This window comes from Mesorhizobium sp. 43Arga, from assembly GCF_053714255.1.
On sequence record NZ_JBSKBO010000001.1, the window covers coordinates 21,569 to 35,233 of the forward strand.

At 64.2% G+C, this 13,665-nt stretch carries 10 protein-coding genes; 3 read left to right on the forward strand and 7 right to left on the reverse strand.

The features are described from left to right. Nucleotides 1-5: 5 nt before the first annotated feature. The 3 genes from ACWGS8_RS00120 to ACWGS8_RS00130 are packed head-to-tail and all read left to right on the forward strand — an operon-like array spanning nucleotide 6 to nucleotide 2,878. Nucleotides 6-1,607 carry a heme biosynthesis HemY N-terminal domain-containing protein gene (locus ACWGS8_RS00120; protein WP_454579049.1) on the forward strand — a complete coding sequence of 534 codons (1,602 nt, stop codon included), beginning with the start codon at nucleotides 6-8 and terminating at the stop codon, nucleotides 1,605-1,607. Nucleotides 1,608-1,659: 52 nt separating this feature from the next. Next, nucleotides 1,660-2,139, forward strand: a complete 480-nt coding sequence (locus ACWGS8_RS00125; RefSeq protein ID WP_454579050.1) for a tellurite resistance TerB family protein — start codon at nucleotides 1,660-1,662, stop codon at nucleotides 2,137-2,139. Nucleotides 2,140-2,158: 19 nt separating this feature from the next. After that, complete coding sequence (locus tag ACWGS8_RS00130; RefSeq protein WP_454579051.1) at nucleotides 2,159-2,878, forward strand: glutamine amidotransferase; 720 nt, start codon at nucleotides 2,159-2,161, stop codon at nucleotides 2,876-2,878. 273 nt (nucleotides 2,879-3,151) lie between these two features. On the opposite strand, the gene ACWGS8_RS00135 is transcribed toward ACWGS8_RS00130, so the two are convergent. From ACWGS8_RS00135 to zwf, 7 genes are all read right to left on the reverse strand, one after another. Continuing rightward, nucleotides 3,152-4,453, reverse strand: a complete 1,302-nt coding sequence (locus ACWGS8_RS00135; RefSeq protein WP_454579052.1) for an ABC transporter substrate-binding protein — start codon at nucleotides 4,451-4,453, stop codon at nucleotides 3,152-3,154. 37 nt (nucleotides 4,454-4,490) lie between these two features. Next, nucleotides 4,491-7,871 (reverse strand): ATP-binding protein, encoded by a 3,381-nt coding sequence (locus tag ACWGS8_RS00140; protein WP_454579053.1) that lies wholly within the window; start codon nucleotides 7,869-7,871, stop codon nucleotides 4,491-4,493. A gap of 291 nt (nucleotides 7,872-8,162) precedes the next feature. After that, nucleotides 8,163-9,401, reverse strand: a complete 1,239-nt coding sequence (locus ACWGS8_RS00145) for an MFS transporter (protein ID WP_454579054.1) — start codon at nucleotides 9,399-9,401, stop codon at nucleotides 8,163-8,165. 163 nt (nucleotides 9,402-9,564) lie between these two features. Further along, nucleotides 9,565-10,665, reverse strand: a complete 1,101-nt coding sequence (locus tag ACWGS8_RS00150; RefSeq protein WP_454579055.1) for an aminotransferase class I/II-fold pyridoxal phosphate-dependent enzyme — start codon at nucleotides 10,663-10,665, stop codon at nucleotides 9,565-9,567. A gap of 221 nt (nucleotides 10,666-10,886) precedes the next feature. Beyond that, entirely contained in the window at nucleotides 10,887-11,345 is a 459-nt protein-coding gene (locus tag ACWGS8_RS00155; RefSeq protein WP_010912262.1) for a MucR family transcriptional regulator, read from the reverse strand. 214 nt (nucleotides 11,346-11,559) lie between these two features. Beyond that, the gene (locus tag ACWGS8_RS00160) at nucleotides 11,560-12,255 is read right to left on the reverse strand and encodes an ROK family protein (RefSeq protein WP_454579056.1); all 696 of its coding nucleotides are present in this window, start codon (nucleotides 12,253-12,255) and stop codon (nucleotides 11,560-11,562) included. A gap of 14 nt (nucleotides 12,256-12,269) precedes the next feature. Next, entirely contained in the window at nucleotides 12,270-13,646 is a 1,377-nt protein-coding gene (gene zwf, locus ACWGS8_RS00165) for a glucose-6-phosphate dehydrogenase (RefSeq protein WP_454579057.1), read from the reverse strand. Nucleotides 13,647-13,665 lie beyond the last annotated feature (19 nt).

The following is a 13,665-nucleotide window of genomic DNA, read 5'->3' on the forward strand; positions in this document are numbered from 1 at the left end:
AAACGATGATCCGCCTGCTCGCCTTCCTCATCGTCGTCTTCGCGCTGGGCCTGGGCTTTGCCTGGCTGGCCGACCGGCCCGGCGACATGGTCGTCACCTTCAGCGGCTATCAGTATCAGGTCAGCCTGATGGTGGCGGCGGTGGCCGTCGTCGCCGTCGTCGCCGCGGTGATGATCGCGTGGTGGCTGATCAGGTCGCTGTGGAACAGCCCCTACACCATCTCGCGCTATTTCCGCGTGCGCCGCCGCGACCGCGGCTACCAGGCACTGTCGACCGGCATGATCGCCGCCGGCGCCGGCGACGGCGCGCTGGCCCGCAAGAAGACCAAGGAAGCGGCCAAGCTGATCCGCTCCGATCAGGAACCGCTGATCCATCTGCTCGAGGCGCAGGCCTCGCTGCTCGAAGGCGACCATGAAGGCGCGCGCCAAAAGTTCGAGAGCATGCTCGACGATCCCGAAATGCGGCTGCTCGGCCTGCGCGGGCTCTATCTCGAAGCCGAACGGCTGGGCGACCGCAATGCCGCCCGCCACTATGCCGGCCGAGCCGCCGCCGTTGCGCCGCAGCTGGCCTGGGCGGCCGAATCGACGCTGGAGGAGCTGACCGCGCGCGGCGACTGGGACGGCGCCTTGAAGCTGGTCGATGCGCAGAAATCGACCCGGCAGATCGAGCGCGACGCCGCCAACCGCCGCCGCGCCGTGCTGTTGACCGCCAAGGCGCAGTCGCTTGCCGACAGCGATCCCAATGCGGCAAGAACCGCGGCGCTGGAGGCCAACAAGCTGCAGCCGGATTTCGCCCCAGCCGCCGTTGCCGCCGCCGCGGCCCTGTTCAAGCAGAACGATGTCCGCAAGGGCTCCAAGATCCTGGAGACAGCCTGGAGGGCCGAGCCGCATCCGGAGATTGCCGAGCTCTACACCCATGCCCGTCCGGGTGACGCCGTGCTCGACCGGCTCAACCGGGCGAAGAAGCTGCAGGAGATGAAGAAGAACCACGCCGAATCGTCGATGACGGTGGCGCGGGCCGCGCTCGACGCGCAGGATTTTCCGACTGCCCGCCGCGAGGCCGAGGCCGCCATCCGGATGGACCGCCGCGAGGGCGCCTATCTGCTGCTGGCCGACATCGAGGAGGCCGAGACGGGCGACCAGGGCAAGGTGCGGCAGTTGCTCTCCAAGGCGGTGCGGGCGCCGCGCGATCCGGCCTGGGTCGCCGATGGCGTCGTGTCGGAACGCTGGGCGCCCGTATCGCCGGTCACCGGGCGGCTCGACGCCTTCGAATGGCGCGCGCCAATGGAGCGGCTTGGCCAGTTGATCGACAGCCGTGACGATGCGCCTGAGACCACGGTGCCGGTCATAGAGGCGCTGGCGAAGCCGGCCAGCGAGAAGCCGATCGACGCGATCGAGCCTGCCGCGGCGGGCAGCGAGACAATGGGCAAGGGAACCGATAGAAGCGAAGACCAAGTCACGCCGGTCACGGCGGCCGCTTTCGCGGCGGTGCCGGCCGATGCCGAGGCCGTCGAGCCGGCGGAAGAATTGGCGCGCTTGCCGGACGATCCGGGCGTCGATCCGGACGAGGAAGCGGAAAAATCGCCGCGCCGGTTCCGGCTGTTTTGATTTTGGCCTTCGGATGATTGACGTGGCCCTTGGGCCGTTTGGGAATGGATTGATGTTCGAACGCGTTCTGTCGTTTCTCAGGGATTTGCCGGCTGGCGCCGGCGCGCAAACCAGCACGGACGATCCGCGCGTCGCGGCTTCCGCGCTGCTCTACCATGTGATGAACGCCGACGGCGTGCGCCAGGACGTCGAATGGGAGCGGTTCAAGGCTGTGCTCTCCGAGAGCTATTCGATCAGCGGCGCCGAACTCGAAGCGCTCGCCGCCGCCGGCGAGCGGGCCGACAATGAGGCGATCGATCTCTATGCCTTCACCAGCGTGCTCAAGCGCCATCTCGACGCGGACGGGCGCAAGGCCTTCATCGGCCTGATGTGGGAGATCGTCTATGCCGATGGCGAGCTGCACGAGCTCGAGGACAATACGGTGTGGCGCGTCGCCGAACTGATCGGCGTCGAGCGTCACGACCGGGTCGAGGCGCGCCGCAAGGCGGCGGCGCACGCACCGGGTGCGCGCGGAACATCCAGCGACGAATAGACGGGGATTTCGCCTGACGATGCCGCGCGGATCGAAGCCAAAAATCCTGATCGTGCTGCATCAGGAGAATTCGAGCCCCGGACGCGTCAGCCACATGCTCATCGAAGAAGGTTTCGAGCTCGACATCCGCCGCCCGCCGCTGGGCGACGCCTTGCCGGAAACGCTGGATGGCCATGCCGGCACGGTGGTGTTCGGCGGGCCGATGAGCGCCAATGACGAGGACGAGTTCGTCCGCCGCGAGACCAACTGGCTGGAAATTCCGCTCAGGGAAAACCGGCCATGCCTCGGCATCTGCCTTGGCGCGCAGATGCTGGTCAACCATCTCGGCGGCAAGGTCGAGGGGCATGGCGAAGGGCTGGTCGAGATCGGGTGGTATCCGCTCAAGGCGACCGAAGCCGGCAAGAAATTGATGCACTGGCCCGAAATGGTCTACCAGTTCCACCGCGAGGGCTTTTCCCTGCCGAGGGACGCAACGCTGCTGGCGACGGCCGAGGCCTATCCCAACCAGGCTTTTCGCTACGGCGACAATGCCTGGGGCATACAGTTCCATGGCGAACTGACCCGGGTGATGATGCAGCGCTGGGTGGTGCGCGGCGCCCATCGCTTCGAATTGCCCGGCGCGCAGCCCGGCCGCGATCACCTCGGCGGCCGACTGATCTGGGACATGCATCTGAAGCGCTGGCTGGACGAATTTTTGCGCATGGTGTTCGGGAGGGTGGGCGGTGGCCAATTGCTCTGAACGGGAGCTTGATCCAAAGCGATCACGCCTGCCTGCCTGGACGACCGCTTTGCGCCTCATGGCGGCCGTAGAGGCCAGCTTCGACGGTGCCTGAAAGCTGACATCGCTGGGGACCATAATAGAGGTCGCAGTAGATGCGAACCTGCGTTCGCGCGGTTCGTGAGACGGTTCTTCGCGGGAAACAGACTTTCGCGAGCCGCCGCTCGATTGGCACGGCTTGGACCACGCGTTCGCCTCGCACACAATGACGAAGCTATTTCAATCTAGGGACGGCTATTTGCAGCCGTGCTCGGCGATGGTCGCCTTCCAGTCCGCCGCTATTCCGTCGAGGGTCTCCTTTGCCGAGCCGCCATCCTTGAGCATGTAGGGTCCGAGACGTGCGTTCATCTGGTCGACGAGCTTGGCGTAATAGGGCTCCGCCCAGAAATCTTTGACGACAAAGAGACTCTGGTAGAAAGCGTCATTATAGGGAGTAGCGTTGCGGAATCTCGGCGATGCCAAAATACGCGCGTCGGCAGTATAGCCGCCGACATCGGCCCATTTCTGCTGAGTGTCATCCCGAGATAGCCACTCCAGGAACTTCCTGGCTTCCTTCTGCTTGTGCGAATAGGACACGATCGAGATGCCCTGGCCGCCGAGCGCCGTGAAGCGGTCGCCACCCGGGCCGGCGGGGCTGGCGAAGAAGCCGGTGACGGAAGCGTTCGGGTTGATCGACGGATTTACCAGCGCTGGGAAGAAGGCAAAGAAGTTCATGCTCATTGCCGCGAGATTTCCAGTGATGGCCAGGTCTTCCTCTCGATTGGTGGTATTGGCCCAGTCCGGCGGCGTGAAGGAATAGAGTTCCTTGTAAGCCTTCAATGCCCGAACAGCCTGCGGCGAGTTTACGATGCCGTCAACCGCGCAGGTGGCATAGTCGCCGAGTTCACCCCCGTAACTGAACAACTCGGACATGAAGCCCATGATCAGCCCGTCACCGTGCTGCTCCGTATAGATTGCGACGCCGTAACGCGGCGGATTGGCGTGTGGTCGGTAGAAGAACTCGGCGATGTCGCGCAGTTGCATCCAGGTCTTCGGCGGAGCGAGGTTATAACCATATTTCTGTCTGAAGGCCTTCCTCTCGGAGGGATCCTCGAACCAGTCTTTGCGATAGGCCCAGCCGACCGCGTCGGCTTCGAGCGGGACGGCCCAGTAACGGCCGCTGCCCTTCGGGTATTCCGAGTAGTAGGTCATTGAGGCGGGCGTCATGACCTTGGTGAGGTCCAGTTGCTGCACGAGATCGGTCAGCTCTGAATAGTGGCCCTCCGTCGCGCCGGCTCCCAGCCACTGCGAATCGCCGACGACCATGTCGTAGGAGTCGCCATGGGCGTTGAATTCCATGAATGCCTTGTCTTGGAAGCTCGGCCAGTTCACGGTCTCGACCGTGACTTTGACTCCGGTCTCCTTCTCGTACTCGTTGGCGAGTTCTTGCAGATAGTTTGCCGGATCCCATTCGGCCCACAGGATGGTGAGCTCGGTCGCTGCTGCCGGCCGACTCGCCGCCAGCAGCGCTAGGGGCGCGAGCAGGCCGATCAACATTTGCTTGAACATGGCGCTCCTCCCGAAAGCACCTTGGCTACGGCGCTGCCGCTACATGCGACAGCCATTGCAGCAGGCCTCTTGCCTCCGCCAGGTCAGGCGTGTCTAAACCCTCGTTAAATGCCGCGTAGGCGGGTGCGAGCAGGTCTCGCGCCTCGCTCCCGCGCCCGCGAACGGACCAAAGTCGGGCGAGGCGAAGCGCGGACCTCAGTTCGGCCAGTTTCGCACCTTGTTCGCGGGCGGCGGCCAGAGATTGGCGAAATGAGCCTTCAACGGCATCGTCCCGCGAGTCCACCCGCGATAGCAGCTCTCCTTTGGCGCTCAACAATTCCGGCAGCTGATATTTGGAGTCGGACTTGGCGAGCGCGTCGAACGCCTGCTCCAGAAGTGCAAGCCCCTCGCTTGCCTCGCCGCGTTCGCCGCAGGCGCGAGCGAGCGCGCAAAGATAGTAGGCCATCCCCATGTCGGCGCCAGTCACGGCGATCGCCGCGATCCCCTCGCGCATCTGGCGAATGCCATCGTCCAGCTGACCCAGAGCGGCAAGCGCCCAGCCGAAGAAGACGCGAGCCTGCCCGAGCAGCAGCGGAATGGCAAACTCAGTGCACACTGCCATGGCCTTCTCCGCCCACCGTCGCCCCTCGTCGGGCTCGCGCCGCATCAAATGGACGACGCTGAGGGCCATCTGCGCCTGGGCTAGGCTCATCGGGTGCGAGACGCGCTCGGCCAAGGAGACGGCTTCCTGTGACTGTCGGATCGCCATGTCCTGCTTGCCGCGTATGCAGAGCATCTGTGCGCAGAACGACCTGCAACAGACCCCGGGATCGTGCCCGGTATAGCCCCACGCGAGGTGGCGATGCTGCTCGTAGTCGTAAGTGGCGAGGCCATAGCTGGCGAAGGTTTCCGCGAGCTCGTAGTCGCCGAGATAGAAGTTGACCCCCCAGAGCTGATGGTGCGCTTCCAGTAGGTAGGCAGAGTCACCGGATGCCTGTGCGAGCTCCATGCCGAGCGTCTTGCATTGGACGGCGAGCGATTCGGCGACGCGCAAGTGGCCAGAAATAGTACGGAAGGCGCTCTCACCGCGGACGGCGGCGAACAGCTGGGCTTTGTCGCCGAGCCGCTCGGCGAGTTCGCGCGCGGTCGCAAATGCCTGTAGAACCTCCGGATCGGCCCAGCCTTTCACGGAGATCAGGGCCGACCCCATTGCCATCCACAGGGAGAGCTCCTGCCTAAGACGGGTCTCGGAAGCGGGCAAGGTCACAACAAGCTCCAGCCCTTTGCCGAAGTGCGTCGCGGCTTCGCGGTTGGCAGACTTTGTCATCGCCCGCTTTCCTGCTGTCAGCCACCACGACGCGGCCTCAGCCGTCAGACCGGCAAGCGTGTAGTGCTGCGCGACGGTCTCGGGCTCGGCCTCGGCGATCTCGCCGAACAAGGCTTCCAGCGCCGCGGCGACATTCGCATGGATCTGTTGGCGCCGGCTCTTCAGCAGGCTCTGGTAGGCCGTGTCGCGCACCAGCGCGTGCTTGAACGTATAGGTCGCCTCCGGAGCGGTGCCTCGGCGGAAAACCAGCTCGGCGTGTTCCAGCTGGTTGAGCGCATCGTCGAGCCGGTCCTGGCCGACACCGCTCACTGCGGCGAGCAGCCGGTATCCGAAAACGCGGCCGATGCAGGCGCCGATCTGCGCCGTCTCTTTCGCGGGCGACAACCGGTCGAGTCTCGCCATCAGCGAATCCTGCAGCGTCGAAGGGATCGCGATCGCCGGCAGCGGCCCGATCGCCAGATATCGATCGCCCGCCTCGACCAGTAGGCCGGAATCGAGCACGGTCCGCGTCAGCTCCTCGACGAACAGCGGCACCCCTTCGGTGTTGGCGAGGATGCGGTCCGCGATGTCGCGCGGCAGCTTCTTGCCGCCCGCCACCCGCTCCATGATCGCCGTGCCATCGCTCGGTTCGAGCCGCCCCAGCCGCAGTACGCCGACATGCGACCGCGCCTTCCAGCGGGGCTCGAATTCGGACCGCGCGGTGACCACCAGCAAGGCAGGCAGACTGGCGAACCGTTCCACCAGTGTCTCCAGCCATTCGGCCGAAGTGGGGTCGATCCAATGGGCGTCCTCGACGAGCGCGAGCACTGGCGCTTTCGTCGCGGACGCTTCGACCAGCCATGTCAAAGCAGCCAGCGTGCGCGCCCTGAGCGTCGGTGCTGGCAACTTCGGAAGCTGGTACCGCTCGCCTACATCGATCGAAAGCAGCGTCGCCAGCAGCGGCAGCACCTCTCCCGTCTCTACGCCGGTCGTGCCAAGCAGTGCGACAACTTTACCGAGTCGCGTGTCGGCGTTGTCGTCGCCCATGAACCCCGCCGCTCGCTCCAAATGCGCGATGAGCGGATGGAGTGCGCTGTTGGTGTGGTAGGCCGAGCAAAAATAGCGCAGTTCGCAATGCGGCCCGGCCGCGATCTGGGCCGCCAGCGCCGCGAGCAGGCGCGACTTGCCGATGCCGGCCTCGCCGCTGAGCAGCACAACCTGGCCCTGGCCCGATGTCGCGCAATGCCACCGTTCGAGCAAGAAGGCTAACTCCTCCTGCCGGCCGACCAGCGGGGGCAGCACAGTGTGCCGCGCTTCGAACCGGCTCTCTGCGCCCGTCTCGCCAACGATGCGCCAGCACCGCACTGGGACGTTGAAGCCTTTGAGCTTGTGCTCGCCAAGATCGGTCGCCGTGAACAGACCCGCGACGAGCCTTTGCGTAACCTCGGCGATAACCACAGAGTCCGGCTCGGCCAGCGCCTGTAGCCGAGCTGCAAGGTTGGGCGTGCCGCCAACGACCGCCTCCTCTTGCGCCGCACCTTCTCCGATCATGTCTCCGACGACGACCAGTCCCGTGGCGATGCCGACACGCGCGGCCAGCGGCGTTCCGCCGGGGCTGGCCAGCCTGGCGGTCGCGGACGCAGCGGCGAGACCCGCGCGCACAGCACGCTCGGGATCATCCTCGTGCGCTTGCGGCCAGCCGAAATAAGCGAGCACCCCATCGCCCATCAGCTTGGCCACCCGCCCGTCGTAGCGGGCGATCTCGCGCGATACCGCCTGCTGGTAGGCGAGGATGACTTCGCGCGTGTCCTCCGGGTCGAGCCGCTGCGACAGCTCGGTCGAGCCGGCGAGGTCCACGAACATGACCGTAAGTTGCCGACGCTCTGCGCGGGAATCGGAGGCGGCTGGCAGTGGCGCAGCCGTCGTGAGCAGGGTTGTACTCTCAACGAGGGCCGCAATGCCGCTGAGCAACTTGCGCCGATGGCCGATCGACGTGACCCCGAGCGCGGTCAGATCCTCGGCCGTCAGCTTGGAAAGAACCTCGATGTCGACGTCGTTGTCGCGGAAGACCGGTGCATACTTACCCAGGCCGAGGTCTTCCAGCCATGCCTCGATATCCACGTTGCCTTCTCCCAGGCGGCAGAGGCTTTGCCGTAAACTATATCGCAAATGGGAAGCAGGGTCGTCCCCTTTTTGTAGCCGCGTCGACTAGAACCGTCCGAACGCCAGACTAGGATGCAGCTCGCGCAGAACGGCAGCTTTGTAGATCTCGCTGCCAGGAGCTGGCGGTCCGCTTCCGGCCCCATATCAGACATTCACACTAGACGTTGGTATTTGGCCGGACCAGTCCTATCTCAGCTATCTTCGGCGCAGCCTGATAGCCCCGAGCGTCGGCCCCGGCCAGACCCCCACTCAATTCCGTCCGTTCAGATGCCGCACCTTGCGCAATTGCGGGAACAGCACCATCCACAGCCCCGCGACTGCGATCGCGCCGACGCCGCCGATCACCACGGCCGGAACCGTGCCGATCAGCGCCGCCATCGTGCCGGCGCGGAATTCGCCGACCTCGTTGGAGGCGCCGACGAAAACCTGGTTCACGGCATTGACGCGGCCACGCACCTCGTCCGGCGTCCATAGCTGGATCAGCGTTTCCCTGATGTAGACGCTGAACATGTCGGTGGCGCCGAGGAAGACAAGTGCGGCGATCGACAGCCAGGTGATGGTCGACAGGCCGAACAGCACGGTAAACGCGCCGAACGACGCGGCGGCGGCCAGCATGATCATGCCGGCATGGTTGCGCAGCGGATGGCCGGCAAGCCAGATGGCGACGCAAATGGCGCCGATGCTTGGAGCCGAGCGCAGCAGGCCGAGGCCCCAGGGACCGAGTTGCAGGATGTCGCGCGCATAGACCGGCAGCAGCGCCGAGGCGCCGGACAGAAGCACGGCGAACAGATCGAGCGAGATGGCGCCGAGCACGATCTTCTCGCTCCAGATGTAGCTGAATCCACCAAACAGGTTCTGCAGCGTCGGCTTCTCGGTCTCGGTGCGTTGCGCAGGCTTCGGGATGGTGAAGATCAGCAGCCCGGAGGCAAGCATCAGCACGGCGGCGGTGCCATAGGCCACCTCAGCCGAGACGCCGTAGAGCAGGCCGCCGGCGACCGGTCCGACAATGGTCGCCGTCTGCCAGGCCGACGAGTTCCAGGCGATGGCGTTGGCGAAATCCTCAGGCGGTACCAGATTGGCGAACAGCGAGGCCGATGCCGGGCCGAAGAAGGCGCGCGCCACGCCGAACATGGCCAGCACGCAGAAGATCGGCAGGGGTCCGCCGATGCCACGTAGTGTCAGGGAGAGCAAGGTCAAGGCGCAGATCGCCTCCACCACCACGGCCAGCGCCATTATCAGGCGGCGGCCGAAGCGGTCGGCTACCGCGCCGGTGACCAGCACCAAAAGCAGCGACGGCAGGAACTGGACGATGCCGACAATGCCAAGGTCGAACGGATCGCGGGTCAGGTCGTACATCTGCCAGCCGACCGCGACCGACACGATCATGGTGGCGAATGTGGTGAGGAAGCGCGCCGCCCAATAGCTCAGAAAGGATCGGTGGCGGAACGCGGCATAGCGCTGGTCCGGCGAAATTTGTGCTGATGTCACTGATCAAGGCCCCATTGTGATGACATTGGCCGGCGGGGCACCTCCCAAGGATGGGCGCTGGTCCGACCAATGGAACGTCTAGCAAAGTTCGATGCGGGATGTGTGTTAAAATCAGCGCTGGATCAAGGGATTTTCAGCCTGCTGTATCCATCGCACAAGGAAGTTACTGCCGAAGTGCTGCCGAAATGGCGTCGAGCCCGCCTCGCAACTCGGCCTCCGTCGGCCAGCCGAAGCCGACGCGGAAGAAGCGTTTTCCCATCTCGAACCAATGGCCGGGCCCGACATAGGTGCCATGGTTCTCCAGCAGGTTGATATAGAACCGGTCGAGGTCGAAGCCAGGTTCGACATTGAGGCGCGGGAAGCCGACCACACCGCCTTCGGGCCGCACCCAGTCGACCAGCGGCTCGCGGTCGATCCAGGCCTGGACGATGTCGCGACGTCTGGCCATTTCGGGCAGCAGGGCTCCGAGGAAAGCGCCCCGGCGCTCCAGCATGCCGCGCGCAATGCCTTCGTCGATGACGCTGCCGCAAATGCCGATCTGTTCCTTGGCGGCAAGGAACGTCTCCTGAAGCGCTGGATCCCTGGTGATCAGCCAGCCGATGCGGATGCCGGGAATACCGAAGGCCTTCGACAGCGACGCGACGCTGATCGCCTTTTTGCTCAGCGAGGCGGCCGATGGCAGGCGCCTGCCATAGGAAAGGTCGCGATAGGTCTCGTCGACCAGCAAATGGCAGCCGCTGGTCTCGGCGAGCGCCACCAGAGCGTCGAGATCGGTCTGGCCCATCATCGTGCCGGTCGGGTTGTGCGGGCAAGTAACGCTGATCAGTTTCGTGTTCGGCCGCATCGCTGCCTTGACGGCCTCGACATCGATGGCGAAGCCGTCCTCGAAGGCGAGGTCGACGAAGCTGATGGCGCAGCCGATCGCCCTTGGGGTTTCGATGTTGGTGGCGTAGTTGGGCCTGATAACGACGAGATGGTCGCTCGCCGACAAAAGCGATGTCGAGATGATGAACAGCGCGCCGGCGGCACCGGCGGTGACCAGGACATCGTCAGGCGAGATGCCGGGATCCTGCGCCGCGATCAGCGCGCGCAAGTCCTTGTCGCCACGATGCTCGCCATAGAAGAGCGTGAGGTCAGGTAGCGACAGGCCGATGTCGGAAAGCTTCTGGTCGGCGATCGAACTTTCGGAAAGATTGAAGCGGATGCGGTCGTAGCCGTACTCCTCCGGCGCTTCCTTCTCGATCACCATCCTGGTGTAGTTCATGGCTTCCCCCAGATCACCTTTATCGGATCAGGATGACGCTTGGTTGGATCGTCATCCTGATCCATCTGTTAGCTGAGCATGATCTTTTCCGAAAACCGGCCTCCACTTTTCGGGACCATGCTCTGGCTATCCAAGCCACAAAAACAGGAAGCCTGCCAAGGCGGTTTCGCCGGCAGGCTTCCGTTCCAGTCGTCCTAAATATTGGCTCAGGACTGAATGGCTCAGGCCGAAACCTTGGCCTTGCGGCCCTTGGCCTTGACAGGCGCCACTTCGACGGCCTTGCGGCCGAGGCCGATGGACTTCGCCAGTTGCGAGCGCGAGGCCGCATAGTTGGGGGCGACCATCGGATAATCCGACGGCAGGCCCCATTTGGCGCGATAGGCGTCCGGCGTCAGGCCGAAATGCACGCCGAGATGGCGCTTCAGCGATTTGAACTTCTTGCCGTCTTCGAGGCAGATGATGAAATCCGGCGTCACCGATTTCTTCGGATTGACGGCGGGAACCAGGGGGGCCGCTACCGGCACGGCCGGCTTGCCGAGCCCGCCGATGGAGGTGGCGACGCTGGCGATGAGGTCGGCCAGGCCGGAGGCGGGCAGGCGGTTCTTCTCAACGTAGGCGGATACGATGTGGGCGGTCAGCTCGAGAAGGTCGATGCGAGCGTCGTTGCTGTCGTCGGTCAATGTTTCCTCCGTTTATGGTGCACGCCTCGAAAATGGGGTTCGTTTTCGAAAGGACGAGACACAAAATCAAAAAAGATGCTGAAGCGTCTCTGGCGTATCCAGTGGACCGCGCGGGGGCAGCGCGCGAAATTCCTAGTCGGCAAATCTGCGTAACGCAATGATTAAGCGCGGCGTCACACGTTATTTTGAACAACTATACTAAACTGTAATAATATCAGACAATCAGCGCCTTGTCTCGCCACAGACGAAATCCGCCTTCAAAGGCGCGTGTGTTGTCACCGCGCCTGGCATCGGCCGGTAACTCGTCGAGCTTGTCGACATTGCCGCCGCCAATGATGACATAGTCTGGTTGCAGGGCGGCGCGCAGCCGCGTGACGACGTCGAAGACGTATTTGCGCCACTTCTTCTTACCGTGCTTTTCCAGGCCGCGCTCGCCGACATAGTCCTCGAAGCTTGCGTCCTTCCTGTAGGGAAGATGGGCGAGCTCCATCGGCTGGCCGACATTATCGAGGATCATCGCCGCACCGAGGCCGGTTCCCAGCCCGAGGAACAGCATGCGCCCGCCATCATAGCTGCCGATGGCTTGCATCAGCGCATCATTGACCACCTTGACCGGCTTGCCGAACTGCGCCGCGAAATCGAAGCCGGCCCAGCCTTTGCCGAGATTCTTGGGATCGAGCACCGGCTTGTTGTGACGCACCGGGCCGGGATAGCCCATCGAGATGACGTCGTAGGACAGGCCCTCGGCGAGCTTCTTCACTTTCTCGATCATCTGCAGCGGCGTCAGGTCCGGGCCGGAATCGTCCCGGCGCTCGGCGCCGCCGTTGCTGGTCAGGATCTTGACGTGCGAGCCGCCAATGTCGATTGAAAGCACTATCTGCTCGGCGCCGGATGCCACCGCCTTGGCCATCGTGTCCCCTCCGCTCACGCCACTGGATCGATCCAGCCATTGGGCGGCCCGAAGCCTGCCATGGCGTGGGCCGGTCCCCATGTCTTCGGTTCGTAGAGATGCGGCGGCGTTGTGTCGCCAAGCACCGGCCCGACGATGCGCCAGGCAAGCTCGGCCGCGTCCTGGCGGGTGAAGAGTTGGCCATTGCCGTTCATGGCGTCGCCGATCAGCCTTTCATAGGGCGGCATGTCGGCCTTGCTGTCGTCAAGCGCGGTCAGTTCCACCTGCTCGCCGACCATGTCGTCGCCTGGCGCCTTGCGCTGCGCGCCGATGGCGATCACCACTTGCGGGTCGATGCGGAAGCGCACGTAATTCTGGTCGGCGGGCTTGATCGGGTCGAAGACGTCGAGCGGCGGCCGCTTCAGCCGCACCACCACTTCCGTGACATGCACCGGCATGTTCTTGCCGGCGCGGATGAAGAACGGCACGTCCTGCCAGCGCCAGGTGTCGACGAAGAAGCGCACCGCCGCGAAGGTCTCGACCGGCGAATTCGGCGCCACGCCGGGCTCGGCGAGATAGCCGGTGAACTGGCCGCGCACGACATCGTCTTTTGTCAGCGTCCGAATCGCCCTGAGCACCTGGACCTTCTCGTCGATCAGGTCGTCGGCCGAGCGGCCGACCGGCGGCTCCATGGCCAGCAGCAAGAGGATGTTGAGCAGATGGTTCTCGATGACGTCCCTTATGCAGCCGACATCGTCGTAGAAGCGGCCACGGCCCTCGATGCCGAAATCCTCGGCCATGGTGATCTGCACGCTCTCGACGAAGTTGCGGTTCCAGATCGGCTCGAGAAAGGAATTGGCGAAGCGGAAATAAAGCAGGTTCTGGATCGCTTCCTTGCCGAGATAGTGGTCGATGCGGAAGATCGACTGCTCGTCGAACACCAGATGCAGCACCCGGTTCAGCCAGCGCGCCGACTGCAGATCATGGCCGAACGGCTTTTCCACCATCAGCCGCGCGCCGCGCGCGGTGCCCGACTGCTCCAACCCTTGCACGACAGTCTCGAACATGGTCGGCGGCACCGCCATGTAGTGCAGCGGCCGCCGGGCGCTGCCGAGTGCTGTCTTCAGCTTCTCGAAGGTGGCGGGATCGCGGTAGTCGCCGCTGACATAGCGCAGCAGCGAGGCGAATTTGGCGAACACCTTCTCGTCGATCTTGCCGACGGCGTTGACGATGCCGTCGCGGGCGCGGGCCTGCAACTGCTTGATGTCCCAGGCGTCGAAGGCGACGCCGATCACCGGTTCGGTAAGCGTGCCCTTGGCCACCATCTGGTAAAGCGCCGGAAATATCTTCTTGTGGGCGAGGTCGCCGGTGGCGCCGAAGAGCACCAGCGTATCGGACCGTTCCTGGCTCATGCGTGCGTCTCCCCAGGCC

Coding starts and splice junctions, on each gene's coding strand:
- ACWGS8_RS00150 (WP_454579055.1), bottom strand. CDS start 10,665: ATGAACTACACCAGGATGGTGATCGAGAAGGAAGCGCCGGAGGAGTAC.
- ACWGS8_RS00160 (WP_454579056.1), bottom strand. CDS start 12,255: ATGGCCAAGGCGGTGGCATCCGGCGCCGAGCAGATAGTGCTTTCAATC.
- ACWGS8_RS00125 (WP_454579050.1), top strand. CDS start 1,660: ATGTTCGAACGCGTTCTGTCGTTTCTCAGGGATTTGCCGGCTGGCGCC.
- ACWGS8_RS00120 (WP_454579049.1), top strand. CDS start 6: ATGATCCGCCTGCTCGCCTTCCTCATCGTCGTCTTCGCGCTGGGCCTG.
- ACWGS8_RS00135 (WP_454579052.1), bottom strand. CDS start 4,453: ATGTTGATCGGCCTGCTCGCGCCCCTAGCGCTGCTGGCGGCGAGTCGG.
- ACWGS8_RS00130 (WP_454579051.1), top strand. CDS start 2,159: ATGCCGCGCGGATCGAAGCCAAAAATCCTGATCGTGCTGCATCAGGAG.
- zwf (WP_454579057.1), bottom strand. CDS start 13,646: ATGAGCCAGGAACGGTCCGATACGCTGGTGCTCTTCGGCGCCACCGGC.